The sequence below is a fragment of the Angustibacter sp. Root456 genome, from assembly GCF_001426435.1.
Classification (GTDB): Bacteria; Actinomycetota; Actinomycetes; order Actinomycetales; family Angustibacteraceae; genus Angustibacter.
Genome location: NZ_LMER01000001.1, coordinates 125,464 through 141,538, shown reverse-complemented (window position 1 = coordinate 141,538; position 16,075 = coordinate 125,464). Strand labels below are relative to the sequence as shown.

Below are 16,075 nucleotides of genomic sequence, written 5' to 3'. Positions count from 1 at the left end.
GACTCCCGTCATGAGCACCCCGGACATCAAGCCGCGCAGCCGCGACGTCACCGACGGTCTGGAGAAGGCTGCCGCCCGCGGCATGCTGCGGGCGGTCGGCCTGGGCGACGAGGACTTCGCCAAGCCGCAGATCGGCGTCGCGAGCAGCTGGAACGAGATCACGCCGTGCAACCTGCCGCTCGACCGGTTGGCCAAGGCCGTCAAGGACGGCGTGCACAGCGCGGGCGGGTACCCGCTCGAGTTCGGCACGATCTCGGTGTCGGACGGCATCTCCATGGGCCACGAGGGCATGCACTACTCGCTGGTCTCGCGGGAGGTCATCGCCGACAGCGTCGAGACCGTGATGCAGGCCGAGCGCCTCGACGGTTCGGTGCTGCTCGCCGGCTGCGACAAGTCACTGCCGGGCATGCTCATGGCCGCGGCCCGGCTCGACCTGGCGAGCGTGTTCCTCTACGCCGGCTCGATCCTGCCGGGCATCGCCAAGCTGTCGGACGGCAGCGAGCGTGAGGTCACGATCATCGACGCCTTCGAGGCCGTGGGTGCGTGCGCACGCGGGCTCATCCCGCGCGAGGACGTCGATGCGATCGAGCGCGCGATCTGCCCCGGTGAGGGCGCGTGCGGCGGCATGTACACCGCGAACACCATGGCCAGTGCGGCCGAGGCGCTCGGGATGTCGCTGCCCGGCAGCGCGGCGCCGCCAGCCACCGACCGCCGCCGTGACGGCTACGCCCGGCGCTCGGGAGCAGCGGTGGTCGAGCTGCTCCGGCAGGGCATCACGGCTCGCCAGATCCTCACGCGCGAGGCGTTCGAGAACGCCATCGCCGTCGTCATGGCGTTCGGCGGCTCCACCAACGCCGTGCTGCACCTGCTGGCCATCGCCCACGAGGCCGACGTCGAGCTCTCGCTCGAGGACTTCCGCCGGATCGGCGCGAAGGTGCCGCACCTGGCCGACGTCAAGCCGTTCGGCAGCTTCGTCATGAAGGACGTCGACCACGTCGGTGGCGTCCCGGTGGTCATGAAGGCGCTGCTCGACGCCGGCCTGCTGCACGGCGACGTCCTCACCGTCACCGGCCGCACGATGGCCGAGAACCTCGCTGACATCGCCCCGCCGGACGTCGACGGCAAGGTGCTGCGCGCCATGAACGCGCCGATCCACCGCACCGGCGGGATCACCATCTTGCACGGCTCGCTCGCCCCCGAGGGCGCGGTGGTCAAGAGCGCCGGCTTCGACGAGGACGTCTTCGAGGGCACGGCCCGGGTGTTCGACGGCGAGCGCGCGGCCATGGACGCCGTCGAGGACGGCACGCTCGGCCCCGGTGACGTCTGCGTCATCCGCTACGAGGGCCCCAAGGGCGGCCCGGGGATGCGCGAGATGCTCGCCGTCACGGGCGCCATCAAGGGCGCCGGGCTCGGCAAGGACGTGCTGCTGCTCACCGACGGCCGGTTCAGCGGCGGCACGACCGGTCTGTGCGTCGGCCACGTCGCGCCCGAGGCGGTCGACGGCGGCCCCATCGCCTTCGTCCAGGACGGCGACCCCATCCGCCTCGACGTCGCCGCGGGACGGCTCGACCTGCTGGTCGACGACGGCGAGCTCGAGCAGCGCCGGCAGGGCTGGACGGCGCCGCCACCCAAGCACGAGCGGGGAGTGCTCGCCAAGTACTACCGCCTGGTCGGCTCGGCGGCCCAAGGCGCCGTCTGCGACTGAGCCCTTCCGCCAGCCAGACCACTCTGCGCCACCCAGGCCGCTCTCGGGAGCGGCCTGGATGGCGGAGACGTCCGCAGTACGGAATCTGTGTATCGAATACCGAGACAAGAGGTTGGCTCAGTTGACGCGACAGCACCCGGCGGAGAAGGTGAGACCGTGCGTTCGTCGCTCGTACTCGAACAGCGCGCTGTCTAGCCGGTCCACCGGCTCCGGACCGCGCGCAACCCCTCGCTGTGCCCACCACGGGCCGAGGGGTTTTTTCGTTGTCGGGCCAGGATCTTCCGCACGGCACCACCACCAGCACCACCACCAGCACCACCACCAGGAACTCGAGCAGAACGGGTGAGGACGTGAGCGCAGCAGGCGAGGCCGGCAGCGGCACCGAGCGTCCCGCGAGCCCGGCGGACGTCGCCGGAACGCTCTCGCGGGGACGCACGACGATGACGGGGGCGCAGAGCCTCGTCCGCTCCCTCGAGCACGCGGGCGTAGAGCTCGTCTTCGGCATTCCGGGAGGCGCGATCCTGCCGGCGTACGACCCGCTGCTCGACTCCGAGACCGTGCGGCACGTGCTCGTGCGTCACGAGCAGGGCGCCGGGCACGCCGCGCAGGGCTACGCCGCCGCGACCGGACGCGTGGGCGTCTGCATGGCGACGTCGGGCCCGGGCGCCACGAACCTCGTGACGCCGATCGCCGACGCCTACATGGACTCGGTGCCGATGGTCGCGATCACCGGCCAGGTGTCGTCGTCCGCGATCGGCACGGACGCGTTCCAGGAGGCCGACATTCGCGGCATCACCATGCCGATCACGAAGCACAACTACCTCGTCACCGACCCTGCGGAGATCCCGCAGGCCATCGCCGAGGCCTTCCACATCGCCGGCACCGGCCGACCGGGCCCGGTGCTGGTCGACATCAGCAAGGACGCCCTGCAGGCCACGACGCAGTTCCACTGGCCCGAGCGCGTCGAGCTGGCGGGCTACCGCCCGGTGACGCGCCCGCACGGCAAGCAGGTGCGCGAGGCGGCGCGCCTGATCACCGAAGCCCGCCGTCCGGTGCTGTACGTCGGCGGCGGTGTGATCCGAGCGCGCGCGAGCGCCGAGCTGCGGCGGCTCGTCGACGACACAAACATCCCGGTGGTCACGACGCTCATGGCCCGCGGGGCGCTGCCCGACAGCCACCCGGCGAACCTCGGCATGCCGGGCATGCACGGCACCGTCGCGGCCGTCACCGCGCTGCAGCGCTCCGACCTGATCATCAGCCTGGGCGCGCGGTTCGACGACCGCGTCACCGGCCAGCTGTCGACGTTCGCGCCGCACGCCAAGGTGATCCACGCCGACATCGACCCGGCCGAGATCAGCAAGAACCGCGTGGCCGACGTCCCCATCGTCGGCGACGCGCGCGAGGTGATCCGCGAGCTGGTGGCGGCGCTGTCGAGCGAGCGGCAGGCCGGCCGCGTCGGTGACTACGAGGGCTGGTGGCGCGAGGTCGACGGCTGGCGCGAGACCTACCCTCTCGGCTACACCGAACCGGACGACGGCACGCTGGCCCCGCAGTACGTCATCCAGCGCCTCGGCGAGCTGAGTGGCCCCGACACGATCTTCACCTCGGGTGTGGGCCAGCACCAGATGTGGGCGGCGCAGTTCATCTCCTACGAGCAGCCCGGCACGTGGCTCAACTCCGGCGGCCTCGGCACGATGGGGTACGCCGTCCCGGCCGCCATGGGCGCCAAGGCCGGGCAGCCCGACCGCACCGTGTGGGCCATCGACGGTGACGGCTGCTTCCAGATGACCAACCAGGAGCTGGCCACCTGCACGATCAACAACATCCCCATCAAGGTGGCGGTGATCAACAACTCCAGCCTCGGCATGGTCCGGCAGTGGCAGACGCTGTTCTACGGCGAGCGCTACAGCAACACCGACCTGCACACCGGTGCGGCGCGGCGGATCCCGGACTTCGTCAAGCTGGCCGACGCGTACGGCTGCGCGGGCCTGCGCTGCGACCGGCCCGAGGACGTCGACGCCACGATCGAGCAGGCGATGGCGATCAACGACCGACCGGTGGTGGTCGACTTCGTCGTCCACCGCGACGCGATGGTGTGGCCCATGGTGCCCGCCGGCGTCAGCAACGACAAGATCCAGGTGGCGCGGGGCATGAGCCCGACGTGGGACAGGGAGGAGTGAGATGTCGAAGCACACGCTCTCGGTGCTGGTGGAGGACCGCCCAGGCGTCCTGGCCCGCATCGCAGGTCTGTTCTCGCGCCGGGGCTTCAACATCGAGTCCCTGGCGGTGGGCCCCACCGAGCACGACGACATCTCGCGCATGACCGTCGTCGTCGACGTCGAGGACCTGCCACTCGAGCAGGTCACCAAGCAGCTCAACAAGCTGGTCGAGGTGATCAAGGTCGTCGAGCTCGAACCGGCTGCGTCGGTGCAGCGCGAGCTGCTGCTCGTCAAGGTGCGGGCCGACTTGCAGACCCGCTCGCACGTGCTCGAGACCGTGCAGCTGTTCCGCGCCAAGGTGGTCGACGTGTCGACCGACGCCGTGACCATCGAGGCCACCGGCAACGCCGAGAAGCTCGCGGCGCTGCTGCGGGTGCTCGAGCCGTTCGGCGTCCGCGAGCTCGTGCAGTCGGGCCTGGTCGCCGTCGGCCGGGGTCCGCGAAGCATGAGCGACCGCGCCCTACGCACCGCCTAGCACCGCCTCGCACCGCCTCGCACCGACTAGCACTGGCTTGTCCCCAGAACCCTTGTAACGCAACGAACCGAAGGAGCGCCCACCGTGGCCGAGATGTACTACGACGACGACGCCGACCTGGCTGCCATCGCGGACCGCAAGGTCGCGGTGATCGGCTACGGAAGCCAGGGCCACGCCCACGCGCTCAACCTGCGCGACAGCGGGGTCGACGTGCGCGTCGGCCTGCCCGAGGGCAGTCGCAGCCGGGCCAAGGCCGAGGCCGAGGGTCTGCGGGTCGTCGACCCGGCGACGGCGGCGTCCGAGGCCCAGGTGATCGTGATCCTCACGCCCGACCACGTGCAGCGGCACGTCTACACCGAGGCGATCGAGCCGCACCTGTCCGAGGGCAAGGCCCTGCTGTTCGGTCACGGGTTCAACATCCGCTTCGGCTACATCACCCCGCCGGACGGCGTGGACGTCGTCATGGTGGCCCCCAAGGGCCCGGGTCACCTGGTGCGCCGCGAGTACAGCGACGGGCGGGGCGTCCCGGTGCTCGTGGCCGTCGAGAAGGACGCCAGCGGCTCGGCGTGGCCGCTGACGCTCGCGTACGCCAAGGCGATCGGCGGCCTTCGGGCCGGGGGCATCAAGACCACCTTCACCGAGGAGACCGAGACCGACCTGTTCGGCGAGCAGGCCGTGCTGTGCGGCGGGGTGTCCCGTCTGGTGCAGTCGGGCTTCGAGGTGCTCACCGAGGCCGGGTACCAGCCGGAGGTCGCGTACTTCGAGTGCCTGCACGAGCTGAAGCTCATCGTCGACCTGATGTACGAGGGCGGGATCGCCAAGCAGCGCTGGAGCGTCTCCGACACCGCCGAGTACGGCGACTACGTGTCGGGCCCGCGCGTGATCGACGACTCGGTGAAGGCGCGCATGCAGGACGTCCTCGCCGACATCAAGGACGGCACGTTCGCGGCTCGCTTCATCGCCGACCAGGACGCCGGAGCCCCCGAGTTCGCCCGGCTGCGTGCCGAGGGAGAGCAGCACCCGATCGAGAACACCGGCCGCCAGCTGCGTGGCCTCATGGCCTGGGTCAAGAGCACCGACGACGACTACACGGAGGGCACTGCCGCACGCTGACCCGCCGGCAGGCCGTTCGTCTCAGGTTCCGGGAACCACGTGCCGATACGTGGACGTCCGAGTATCCTGAGCAGGACACGAGCGCGGAGCCCATCCTTCGACACCGCGCGGACGGCACGACGATCCACCGGCGGTGACCCCGCCTCGAGGTCTCGGGCCGCAGGGCAGCCGATCGGCGCCCCCACGATCACGCTCGTCACGAAGGAACGCATCATGAGCGAGGCCGAGGAGTACGCCCGCCGGGCGCTGCAGGAGTCGATGGACCTGCGCGACCAGGGTCACAGCGACGACTGAGCCGCCAGCGGCAGCAGTCCACCGAACGGGCCGTCCCCACAGGGGGCGGCCCGTTCGAACGTCTCCGGACATTTTGGCCACTCGCTGGAGTCAATCTGGGCGATTCGCCAGCCGATGGGACCACGAAGGCCCTATGTTCCCCACGCGTAGTCGTTTCGGCGGGGGACGAGGGTCCACCGCGGGCGCCACCAGCGGTGGGCTGCCAACGGGCTCGGGGCTACGTCTGAGGAGAGTTCGGTGTCGACCACCACAGGCACGAGGCGCAGCCGACAGCTGCGCCTGGTCGTCGCCTCCAGCGCGCTCACGGCAGTCGCTGCCGCCGCGCTGAGCGCGACCCCGGCTGTCGCCGCGACGGCCACCGCCGCCTCGAACCCGCACGCCCAGCAGGGGCGGCAGTCGTTGCGCGAGGCGGCCCAGGAGGCCGCGGCGACGGCCCGTCAGCGCGCGGCTGGGTCGGTGAGCCCGTCGCTGCTGGATCCCCGGGCGAAGGGGAGCGGTCCGGCGTCGGAGCGCCCGCAGGCGCTGCCCACGCGCGGCCCGGTGCAGGTGATGCTGGAGCTCGACGACGCTCCCGCCATCAGCGTCTACCGCAGCACCCTGCCCCGCGGCGGCGCCGCCGCCCGGAGCGCGGCGATCCGTCAGGCCCGTGAGGTCAAGGCCACGCAGAAGACGGTGGAGCGCGCCTTCGGCCGCTCCGCCACCAAGGCACGCACGCTGTACCGCACCCACGCCGCCTACTCCGGTGTCGCGGTCAGCACCGACGCCTCCCGGCTGCCGGCGCTGGCCGCCCTGCCGGGCGTCAAGGCGATCCACCGGCTGACGCCGAAGTCGTTCAGGAACAGCACGACCGTGCCCCTGATCGGGGCGGGCTCGGTGTGGTCGGGGACGGCCAAGAACACCGGCGCCGGCGTGCGGATCGCCATCATCGACACCGGTGTCGACTACACCCACAAGAACTTCGGCGGTGCCGGCACGACCGCCGCCTACACGACGGCCCAGGCGCACGAGGCGGACGCCGTCCACTGGCCGCAGGGCGCGGTGGTCGGCGGGTACGACTTCGCGGGCGACGGCTACTACCCGAACCCGACGCTCGACTCCGGCGACCCGAACCCGGACTACCAGCCGAACCCGTCACCGGACGCGAACCCGCTGGACTGCAACGGCCACGGCTCCCACGTGGCGGGCAGCGCGGCGGGGCGCGGTGTCACGAGCACCAACCAGACCTACGCCGGGCCCTGGGTCGCAGGCCTGAAGCCGAGCGACTTCCGCATCGGCCCCGGCGTCGCGCCGCAGGCGTCGATCTACGCGCTCAAGGTCTTCGGCTGCGAGGGTTCCACCAACGTCGTCGCCGAGGCGCTCGACTGGGCGGCCGACCCGAACGGCGACGGTGACGTCTCCGACCACCTGGACGTCGTCAACATGTCGCTCGGCGGCGACTTCGCCTCGCCGGACGACCCCGACGCCGTCGCGAGCAACAACCTGTCCGCCATCGGCACGATCGTGGTAGCGGCCGCGGGCAACGCCGGCGACGTCTCGGACGTCGCCGGCTCGCCGGGCAACGCGGCCCGCGTCATCGGCGTCGCGGCGTCCGACGACCCCGTCGACGTCCTCGACGGGCTGAAGATCGACGCCCCGGCGGCGCTGGAGACCACGGCCAACGCCGAGGGCGCCGTCGACAACGTCTTCGCGGCTACGGAGTCCTCGGACTACGACTGGGCCGGCCAGCCCGGGGTGACGAACGTGGCCGTCGCGAAGATCGACGACTGGACCAAGGAGCCCGGCGCAGGCAACAACACCGACGGCTGCGACTCGATCTCGCAGGACCTCACCGGCAAGGTGCTCCTGACGTTCTGGCACGACGCCGACTTCCGTTGCGGGTCGGCCACGCGGGCCGCGAACGCCGAGGCCGCCGGCGCGATCGGCGTCCTGTACGGCGTCGACGTCGCCCGCTTCTCCGCCGGCTTCCTCGGCAGCAAGACGCTGCCGGCCATGGGCATCACGTCCAAGGGCACGAAGGCCATCGCCGCCGCGCTGGACGCGGGCACCGAGGTGCGCGTCACGATGACCCACGCGGCCCACAACACCGTGCAGCTGAGCACGCCGTCGGCCACCAACCAGGTCGCGGGCTTCAGCTCGCGCGGTTTCGGCAGTGCGCACAACCTCAAGCCGGACGTGTCGGCGCCGGGTGTGTCGGTGTTCTCGACCGACGTCGGCACGGGCTTCAACGGCGTGTCCGAGAGCGGTACCTCGATGGCGACACCCCACGTGGCCGGCGTCGCGGCGCTGGTGCGCAAGGCGCACCCGACGTGGTCGGTCGAGCAGATCAAGGCCGCGATCATGAACACCGCTGGGGCCGACGTCAAGCTCGGCAGCCGCGTGGTCGGGCCCGCCCGGGCCGGTGCCGGGCGGGCGCAGGTCGACCGCGCGGTCGTGACGCCGACCCTGGCGTACGTGAAGGACGACCCAGGCGTCGTCAGCCTGTCGTGGGGTGACGTTGCCGTCACGCGCAACACCGCGCTCAGCAAGACGCTGCGCGTGGTCAACGCGGGCACGACCTCGCGGTCGTACACCATGGCCTACAAGGGCGTCGTCACGACCCCGGGCGTGAAGGTCTCGTTCTCACCGAGCACCTTCAGCCTGGCCGCGGGGCGCAGCGCCGACGTCCGCGTCACCGTCAGCATCACCGCTGCGGCCCTGCAGCACACTCTCGACCCCACCATGGACGCCGAGGGCGGTCTGCGCAGCTACTTCAGCGACTTCAGCGGCCGCGTGGAGGTGACCACCTCGGGCGTCACCGGCACCTCGCGCGTGCCGCTCTACGTGGCGCCGCACCCGGCGTCGACGATGAAGACGCGCGCGGCGGTGGGAGTGTCCGGTTCGACCGTGCAGACGGGCACCCTGACCTCGTCCGGCTCCTTCGTCTACCAGGGTGGCGACCTGGGCGACCCGACCAACTACGCCAGCGCGGTCAGCGCCTTCGAGCTGCAGGGCACGAGCCCGCGCCGCCCGGACTGTTCAGCCAAGGTCGTCATCGCCTGCACGCCGTTCGCGGACGACCGGGCGGGTGACCTGCGCTACGCGGGCTTCGCGTCCGACGCCCTGACGGTCGACAAGCCCTTCGATCCGGCAGCCGCCAACAGCACCATGGCCTACTTCGGGATCAGTGCGTGGGGACCGTGGCGCACTCCCGCCTCGTACGCCGAGTTCGACGTCTACCTCGACACCGACCCGGCCACCCCCGGCCCGGAGCTCCTGGCCTACAACACCCGGCTCAACCCCACGAGCGACACCATGTGGAGCGTGCTGGTCGACCTGAGCAACGGCTGCCTCGTCGAGGTGTCGGACACGGCGGACAGCGACGCGGACGGATGCCCCGACCTGGTGGATGGTGCCGGCCTGCAGCTGCTCAACGGGCTGCCCGGCCAGTACGACACCGGCCTGTTCCGCAGCGACTCGCTCTTCCTGCCGGTCTCGCTCCCGGCCATCGGCAAGTACCTGCCTGGTGGGCGCTCCGGTGGCTCGCCCACCGGTACCCCGTCGTCGCACCGCATCAAGTACTGGGTGCAGGCGGGCACCGTGGAGTCCGGCGACACCGATCGCATCGGCGCGCCGTCCGCGCCGCTGTCGGTCGACGTCGTCTCGCCGGCGCTGTCGGCCGTCGGTGACGGCGGCTACTCGGTGCTCAGCAGCGACGCGCCGTTCGCGGACGCCGCACTCCACGTGCGCCGCGACCTGCGCACCATGGCGGCCGACAAGCCGCTCGGTCTGCTGACGCTGCACCACCTCAACACCAACGGGGCCAGGGCGCAGGTCACGGCCGTGCGCACCGCCTCGTCGGTGAAGCAGACCGTCAACGACGACAACTACCGCTACGGGGGTCACCCCGTCTTCACGGCGACCGTCTCGCCGTCGTCGGCCACCGGCACCGTGACGTTCAAGATCGGGGCCAGGCGGCTCGGCACGGTGCCGGTCAGCAGTGGCAAGGCGGTGTTCCGGGCGAGTGGGCTCAGCCGTGGCACGCACTACGTGCGCGCCTACTACAACGGATCGTCGAGCGTCATGCCCAGCTACTCGGGCCTGGTGCGGGTCTACGTGCGGGCGCTCACGACCAGCGTCCGGCTCACGGCCAACGACTACAGCTACCGCTACGGGGGGCGCCCGACGGTGACGGCGACGGTGGCGTCGTCCGCGACCGGTCGGGTGACCTTCAAGAACGGCAGCAGGGTCCTGGCCACTGCGACCGTCGTGCGCGGCAAGGCGACCGCGAAGCTGCCGGTGCTCAGCCGGGGCAGGCACTCGGTGCGGGCGTACTACAGCGGCAACGCCGGGTACGCGCCCAGCTACTCGTCACTCATCTACGTGACGGTTCGCTGAGCGAACCCGCCCGCGCCTGGTAGCGCAGCACGAAGCCCCCGGTCACCCGACCGGGGGCTTCGTGCTGTGCCCGAACCCGCGACGAGCGCAGCGTCAGGCGACCGCATCCCGAGACCTCACGCCCGCCATCTGGGACGAGTAGGTACCGTGGCGGTCATGTCGAACGTCGCTGATGCCGCTCGCACCGTCTCGCTCGCCGTCGTCGCCGGTGACGGCATCGGCCCGGAGGTGGTGGCCGAGGGGCTGCGGGTGCTCGACGCCGTCGGTGCGGCGAGCGGCGTCAGCTTCGAGCGCACGGAGTACGACCTGGGGGCGCGCCGCTGGCACGCCACGGGGGAGACGCTGCCGGACTCGGTGCTCGCGGAGATCCGCGAGCACGACGCGATCCTGCTCGGTGCGATCGGTGATCCGGGCGTGCCGAGCGGTGTGCTCGAGCGCGGCCTGCTGCTGCGACTGCGGTTCGAGCTCGACCAGTACGTCAACCTGCGACCAGGACGGCTGTTCCCCGGCGTCGCGACTCCGCTCGCTGCCCCGGGCGACATCGACTTCGTGGTGGTCCGGGAGGGCACCGAGGGGCCGTACACCGGCAACGGCGGGGCCCTGCGGGTCGGCACCCCGCACGAGGTCGCCACGGAGGTGAGCGTCAACACCGCCTTCGGCGTCGAGCGGGTCGTGCGGTACGCCTTCGAGGCGGCGAAGGCGCGGCCCCGGCGGCGACTGACGCTGGTGCACAAGCACAACGTGCTCACCTACGCCGGCCACCTGTGGCGGCGCACGGTGGAGCGGGTGGGGCAGGAGTACCCCGAGGTGTCCACCGACTACCTGCACGTCGACGCCGCGACGATCTTCCTGGTCACCGACCCCGCACGCTTCGACGTGGTGGTCACCGACAACCTCTTCGGCGACATCGTCACCGATCTCGCGGCGGCCGTCACCGGCGGGATCGGCCTGGCGGCGAGCGGCAACGTCAACCCCGACCGCACGGCTCCCAGCATGTTCGAGCCGGTGCACGGCTCGGCCCCAGACATCGCCGGACAGGGCCTGGCCGACCCCACGGCCACGGTGCTGTCGGTCGCGCTGCTGCTCGCTCACCTCGGGTTCACCGCCCAGGCACGCGCCGTCGAGCAGGCCGTGGCCGACGACCTGGCCTCGCGTGACGGTGCCGCACGCAGCACCCGCGAGATCGGCGAGTCGCTCGCGGTGCGCGTCGCGGCCTCAGGCGGGCTCGGCTAGCCGCCCGTCGACGCAGACGCGGTTGCGACCGCCGGCCTTCGCCGCGTACAACGCGACGTCGGCGCGCTTCATGAGCGGCTCGAGCCGCAGGTCGCTGCCGCAGCCGGCGGCCACCCCCGCCGACATGGTGAGGGGCAGGCCGTCGATGGGGGCGGCCGCGACGTCCTCGACCAGCCGCTCGGCGACGACCACCGCCGAGGGCAGGTCCTGTCCGGGCAGCAGGATGAGGAACTCCTCGCCGCCGATCCGGTAGACCAGGTCGAACGTGCGCAGCGTCTTGCGCATCCGGTACGCCGCCTCGCGTAGCACGATGTCGCCCCGGTCGTGGCCGAAGCGGTCGTTGACCGTCTTGAAGTGGTCGAGGTCGCAGAGCACGACCGACACCCAGCCGCCGAGCACGGCCGCCTGGGCGGCCGCCTCGGCGAACCGGCCGGCCAGCGCCTTGCGGTTGAACAGACCGGTCAGCGGGTCGACCGCGGCCTCGCCCCGCGACTGCAGCTCAGCGCCGAGCAGGGTCATCGAGATCGCGGCCAGGCCGGTGAGCAGGGCGGCGTAGGCAGCCAGCGAGACCCACCAGGGCGCTGCAGGCGCCGGGGGCAGCGCGAGCGCGCCGAGCATCGCGACCCCGCCCACCACGGCGCAGGAGGCGAGGCCGGCGGCCACGACCGCGACCCGGAACCGCGCGGCGAGCATGAGGGTCGGCACCGACAGGAACGGCAGGAAGGGGCTGTGCACGCCGCCGGTGATGAGCGACACCAGACCGAGCATCAGGATGATCGTGCCCATGCTGGCGGCCGAGCCCCGCTCGAGCGTGATGGTGCGCTCCGGCACCTTCTCGAGGGCCACGAGGGGGGCGATCGCGCCGACCACGAGCACGGTGATCCACCAGCCGTACACGGGCGTGGAGATGAGCACCGCCAGACCCATCGACACGCCCTGCACCCGGCGCGCCGAACGCACGCGCTCGTTCATGTCGATGAAGCGAGCACGCTCCATCTCGGTGCGGCACAGCCAGCGCCGTGCGGTGTCGGTGTCGCCCTGCGCGACGTCCCCTGCGAGTCCCACCCTGTCGTTGTCGGCGTCCGTCGCGCGGTCCTTGAGCACGCACGGACGCTCCCGCACCGGGTGCGGTAGCGTCCGAACATGCTCGACTTCGCGCTCACCCCGTCCTCGTCCCGACTGCCCGACGACGAGCGGGCCGCCGTCCTGGCCGCCCCTGGCTTCGGCAAGCACTTCACCGACCACATGGCACTGGCCACGTGGACGGATGGCCGCGGCTGGCACGACGCGCAGGTGCGCCCGTACGGCCCCCTGCAGCTCGACCCGTCCTCCGCAGTGCTGCACTACGCGCAGGAGATCTTCGAGGGGCTCAAGGCCTACCGGCACGACGACGGCTCGGTCTGGGCCTTCCGGCCGGACCAGAACGCCGCGCGGTTCCAGCGCTCGGCGCGGCGCCTGGCGCTGCCCGAGCTGCCGGCGGAGGACTTCGTCGAGGCGGTGCGCGCGCTGGTCGCCACCGACGTCGACTGGGTGCCGGCGCCGGGGTCGGGGGAGGCGAGCCTGTACCTGCGGCCGTTCATGTTCGCGTCCGAGGCGTTCCTCGGGGTGCGTCCGGCGTCCGAGGTGACGTTCTGCGTCATCGCCTCGCCGGCGGGTCCGTACTTCGCGGGCGGCGTGAAGCCGGTGTCGATCTGGCTGTCGCAGGAGTACAGCCGGGCCGCGCCCGGCGGGACTGGCGCGGCGAAGTGCGGCGGCAACTACGCCGCCAGCCTCGCCGCGCAGGTCGAGGCGTCCGAGCACGGGTGCGACCAGGTGTGCTTCCTCGACGCGATCGAGCACCGCTGGGTCGAGGAGCTCGGTGGCATGAACCTCTACTTCGTCCTGGACGACGGCAGCGTGGTCACGCCTGAGCTCACCGGAACGATCCTCGAGGGCGTCACGCGCGACTCGATCATCACGCTGCTCGACGACATGGGGCACAAGGTCGTCGAGCGCCGGATCGACGTCGACGAGTGGCGCGAGGGTGCAGCGTCCGGAGCGATCCGCGAGGTCTTCGCCTGCGGCACGGCCGCCGTGGTGACGCCCGTGGGCCGGCTGGTGTGGCCGGACGGCGAGGCTGTCGTCGCGGGTGGTGGCACGGGTGAGGTGACGGCGGCGGTGCGCAGCGCGCTGCTCGACGTCCAGTACGGCCGCGTGCCCGACACGCACGGCTGGCTGCACCGCTTGGCGTGACGCGCCGCCGTCCGTGGAAAGGCTCGGAACCAGACCATTGACGGTTCGGGTGAGCACGGAGCATGATCACGTGCCCTAGCGACCGGTACATGTCTGGTCCGGTCCCCGTTCACCAGGATGGGCCATGGCTGCAGAGAACGTGCTCGACCACGACGACCTGGACGACGACGCGCGGGCCCTCGCCGCGCTGGGCTACAAGCAGGAGCTCCATCGAGGGATGACCGGCTTCTCCAACTTCGCCGTGTCGTTCTCGATCATCTCGATCCTCGCAGGGTGCATCACCACCTACTACCTGGCCATGGACGCGGGTGGCCCGATGGCCATCACGCTCGGCTGGCCGCTCGTTGGCGTGTTCGTGCTGTGCGTCGCGCTCGCGATGGCGGAGGTGTGCTCCGCGTACCCGACGGCCGGAGGGCTCTACTGGTGGGCCGGACGGCTCGCCCGGCGGGGCAACCGGGTCTGGGCGTGGTACGTCGGCTGGTTCAACTTCCTGGGTGAGGTGGCCGTCACCGCGGCCATCGACTTCGGCGCGGCCATCACCTGGATGGCACTGCTCAACCTGGTGTTCGGCCTGGAGGTCACGACCACCTCGACGTTCGTCGCCTACGCAGTGATCCTGCTGCTGCACGGCCTGCTCAACACCTTCGGGGTCAACCTGGTCAAGGTGCTCTCCGACGTGAGCGCCTGGTGGCACCTCGTCGGGGTCCTGGTCATCGTGGTCGTGCTCGCGGTCGTCCCTGACCAGCACCAGTCTTTGTCGTGGACGTTCACCGAGTTCCGCAACAACACCGGCTGGACCAGTGGCATCTACGCGTTCCTCATCGGCCTGCTCATGGCGCAGTACACCTACACGGGGTACGACGCCTCTGCGCACGTGGCGGAGGAGACCATCAGCGCCGCCCGCGAGGCGCCTAAGGGCATCGTGCGCAGCGTGTGGGTCTCGATCCTCGCAGGCTGGGTGCTCCTGATCGCGGTCACCGCCTCGATCCAGGACTACGCGGCTCAGCGCCAGAGCCCGACCGGCCTGCCGCCGGCGCAGATCTTCATCGACGCGGCCGGCCAGACCACGGGCGAGTTCCTGCTGCTCATCTGCGCCGTCGCGCAGTTCTTCTGCGGCATGGCGTCGGTGACCGCGAACTCCCGCATGTCGTTCGCGTTCAGCCGAGACAACGCGTTGCCGGGCTCGCGGTGGTGGTCGAAGGTCAACCCGCGCACGGGCACTCCGACCAACTCGATCTGGCTGTGCGTCGTCTGCTCGCTGATCCTGGCGTCGCCGGCGCTCAAGAGCATCGTCGCCTACGGCGCCGTCACCTCGATCGCGGTCATCGGGCTCTACATCGCCTACGTCGTGCCGGTGCTGCTGCGCCGGCTCAACCCCACCTTCGCGCCGGGCCCATGGAACCTGGGTCGCTGGAGCCCGCTCATCGGGTGGATCGCGGTCGTGTGGGTGGCGTTCATCGTCGTCCTGTTCATGCTGCCGGCGTACTCGCCGGGCACCTGGGGTGACGCATCGTTCAACTACGCGCCGGTCGCGGTGGCGCTCGTCATCGTCTTCGCGACGGTCACGTGGTTCATCGGTGGACGCAAGCACTTCCTGCGTGACGTGCCGGCCGGCCACGACACCAAGGCGCCGTCGGAGATCTTCGGCGCGTGAGCACCAGGGAGAACGCCGTGCCAGAGGTCGTCGTGACGAAGGACGCCGAACCGTCGGCTCACCGGCTGCCGCAGGCCGTCCTGCGGCCGGTGCGCGACGGCAACGCGTTCGAGGCCACGGTGGAGCAGCTGGCCACCAGCGTGCGGCTCGGCGTGTTCGTCGCGGGTCAGCAGCTGCCCCCCGAGCGCGAGCTCGCCGAGACCCTCGGGGTCAGCCGCACGACGCTGCGCGAGGCGATCGCCGCCCTGCGCGAGGCCGGAATGGTGCAGACCCGGCGCGGGCGCGGTGGGGGCACGGTGGTCACCTACCGTGCCCCCGCGCAGGGGGAGGCGTCCGGTCGGGACCTGGCCATGACGCCGGAGCAGATGCGCGACGCGCTCGACTTCCGTCGGGTCGTCGAGCCGGGGGCGGCGGCGCTGGCGGCGTCACGGCAGCTCAGCGCCGAGCAGCGCTCCTGGCTCGTCGCGTGCCGCCAGGAGGTCGAGCGCGCCGGGGACGTGGCTCACCACCGGCAGGCGGACTCCCGGCTGCACCTGGCCATCGCGACCCTGTCCGGCTCGGACCTCCTGGTCTCGGCCGTCACCCAGGTGCAGGGGATGCTGCACGACATGCTCGGCGCCATCCCGGTCCTCGCGCCGAACATCGGGCACTCGAACGAGCAGCACCGGGCCGTGGTCGACGCCGTGCTCGGCGGCGACCCGGACGGCGCGAGCCTGTCCATGCAGGAGCACTGCGACGCGACGTCCGCGCTGCTGCGCGGGCTGATCGCCTGAGAG

The 16,075-nt window shown here is 71.4% G+C and carries 10 protein-coding genes; 9 read left to right on the top strand and 1 reads right to left on the bottom strand.

Annotated features, from left to right (window positions below; all coding sequences use genetic code 11):
• Window positions 1-10 precede the first annotated feature (10 nt).
• The 6 genes from ilvD (at window position 11) to ASD06_RS00685 (ending at window position 11,413) form a co-directional block, all read left to right on the top strand.
• A complete protein-coding gene (gene ilvD, locus ASD06_RS00715) occupies window positions 11-1,705 on the top strand; it encodes a dihydroxy-acid dehydratase (protein WP_056671897.1) in 1,695 nt (564 codons plus the stop codon).
• 440 nt (window positions 1,706-2,145) lie between these two features.
• Entirely contained in the window at window positions 2,146-3,885 is a 1,740-nt protein-coding gene (locus tag ASD06_RS00710) for an acetolactate synthase large subunit (protein WP_056672869.1), read from the top strand.
• Window position 3,886: 1 nt separating this feature from the next.
• Window positions 3,887-4,399, top strand: a complete 513-nt coding sequence (gene ilvN, locus ASD06_RS00705; protein WP_056671894.1) for an acetolactate synthase small subunit — start codon at window positions 3,887-3,889, stop codon at window positions 4,397-4,399.
• Window positions 4,400-4,483: 84 nt separating this feature from the next.
• Window positions 4,484-5,512, top strand: a complete 1,029-nt coding sequence (ilvC, locus tag ASD06_RS00700) for a ketol-acid reductoisomerase (protein ID WP_056671891.1) — start codon at window positions 4,484-4,486, stop codon at window positions 5,510-5,512.
• Between the two features lie 531 nt (window positions 5,513-6,043).
• Complete coding sequence (locus tag ASD06_RS00690) at window positions 6,044-10,180, top strand: S8 family serine peptidase (RefSeq protein WP_056671885.1); 4,137 nt, start codon at window positions 6,044-6,046, stop codon at window positions 10,178-10,180.
• Between the two features lie 156 nt (window positions 10,181-10,336).
• A complete protein-coding gene (locus tag ASD06_RS00685) occupies window positions 10,337-11,413 on the top strand; it encodes a 3-isopropylmalate dehydrogenase (RefSeq protein WP_056672868.1) in 1,077 nt (358 codons plus the stop codon).
• Here ASD06_RS00685 and ASD06_RS00680 read toward each other — a convergent pair.
• Window positions 11,396-12,517, bottom strand: a complete 1,122-nt coding sequence (locus ASD06_RS00680) for a diguanylate cyclase (RefSeq protein ID WP_157371421.1) — start codon at window positions 12,515-12,517, stop codon at window positions 11,396-11,398. The genes ASD06_RS00685 and ASD06_RS00680 overlap by 18 nt on opposite strands.
• 39 nt (window positions 12,518-12,556) lie before the next feature.
• On the opposite strand from ASD06_RS00680, the gene ASD06_RS00675 reads away from it, so the two are divergent.
• From ASD06_RS00675 to ASD06_RS00665, 3 genes are all read left to right on the top strand, one after another.
• A complete protein-coding gene (locus tag ASD06_RS00675; RefSeq protein ID WP_056671879.1) occupies window positions 12,557-13,645 on the top strand; it encodes a branched-chain amino acid aminotransferase in 1,089 nt (362 codons plus the stop codon).
• Between the two features lie 124 nt (window positions 13,646-13,769).
• A complete protein-coding gene (locus ASD06_RS00670; RefSeq protein ID WP_056671876.1) occupies window positions 13,770-15,299 on the top strand; it encodes an amino acid permease in 1,530 nt (509 codons plus the stop codon).
• 32 nt (window positions 15,300-15,331) lie between these two features.
• A complete protein-coding gene (locus ASD06_RS00665) occupies window positions 15,332-16,072 on the top strand; it encodes an FCD domain-containing protein (protein WP_082537628.1) in 741 nt (246 codons plus the stop codon).
• The last annotated feature ends 3 nt before the right edge of the window (window positions 16,073-16,075 follow it).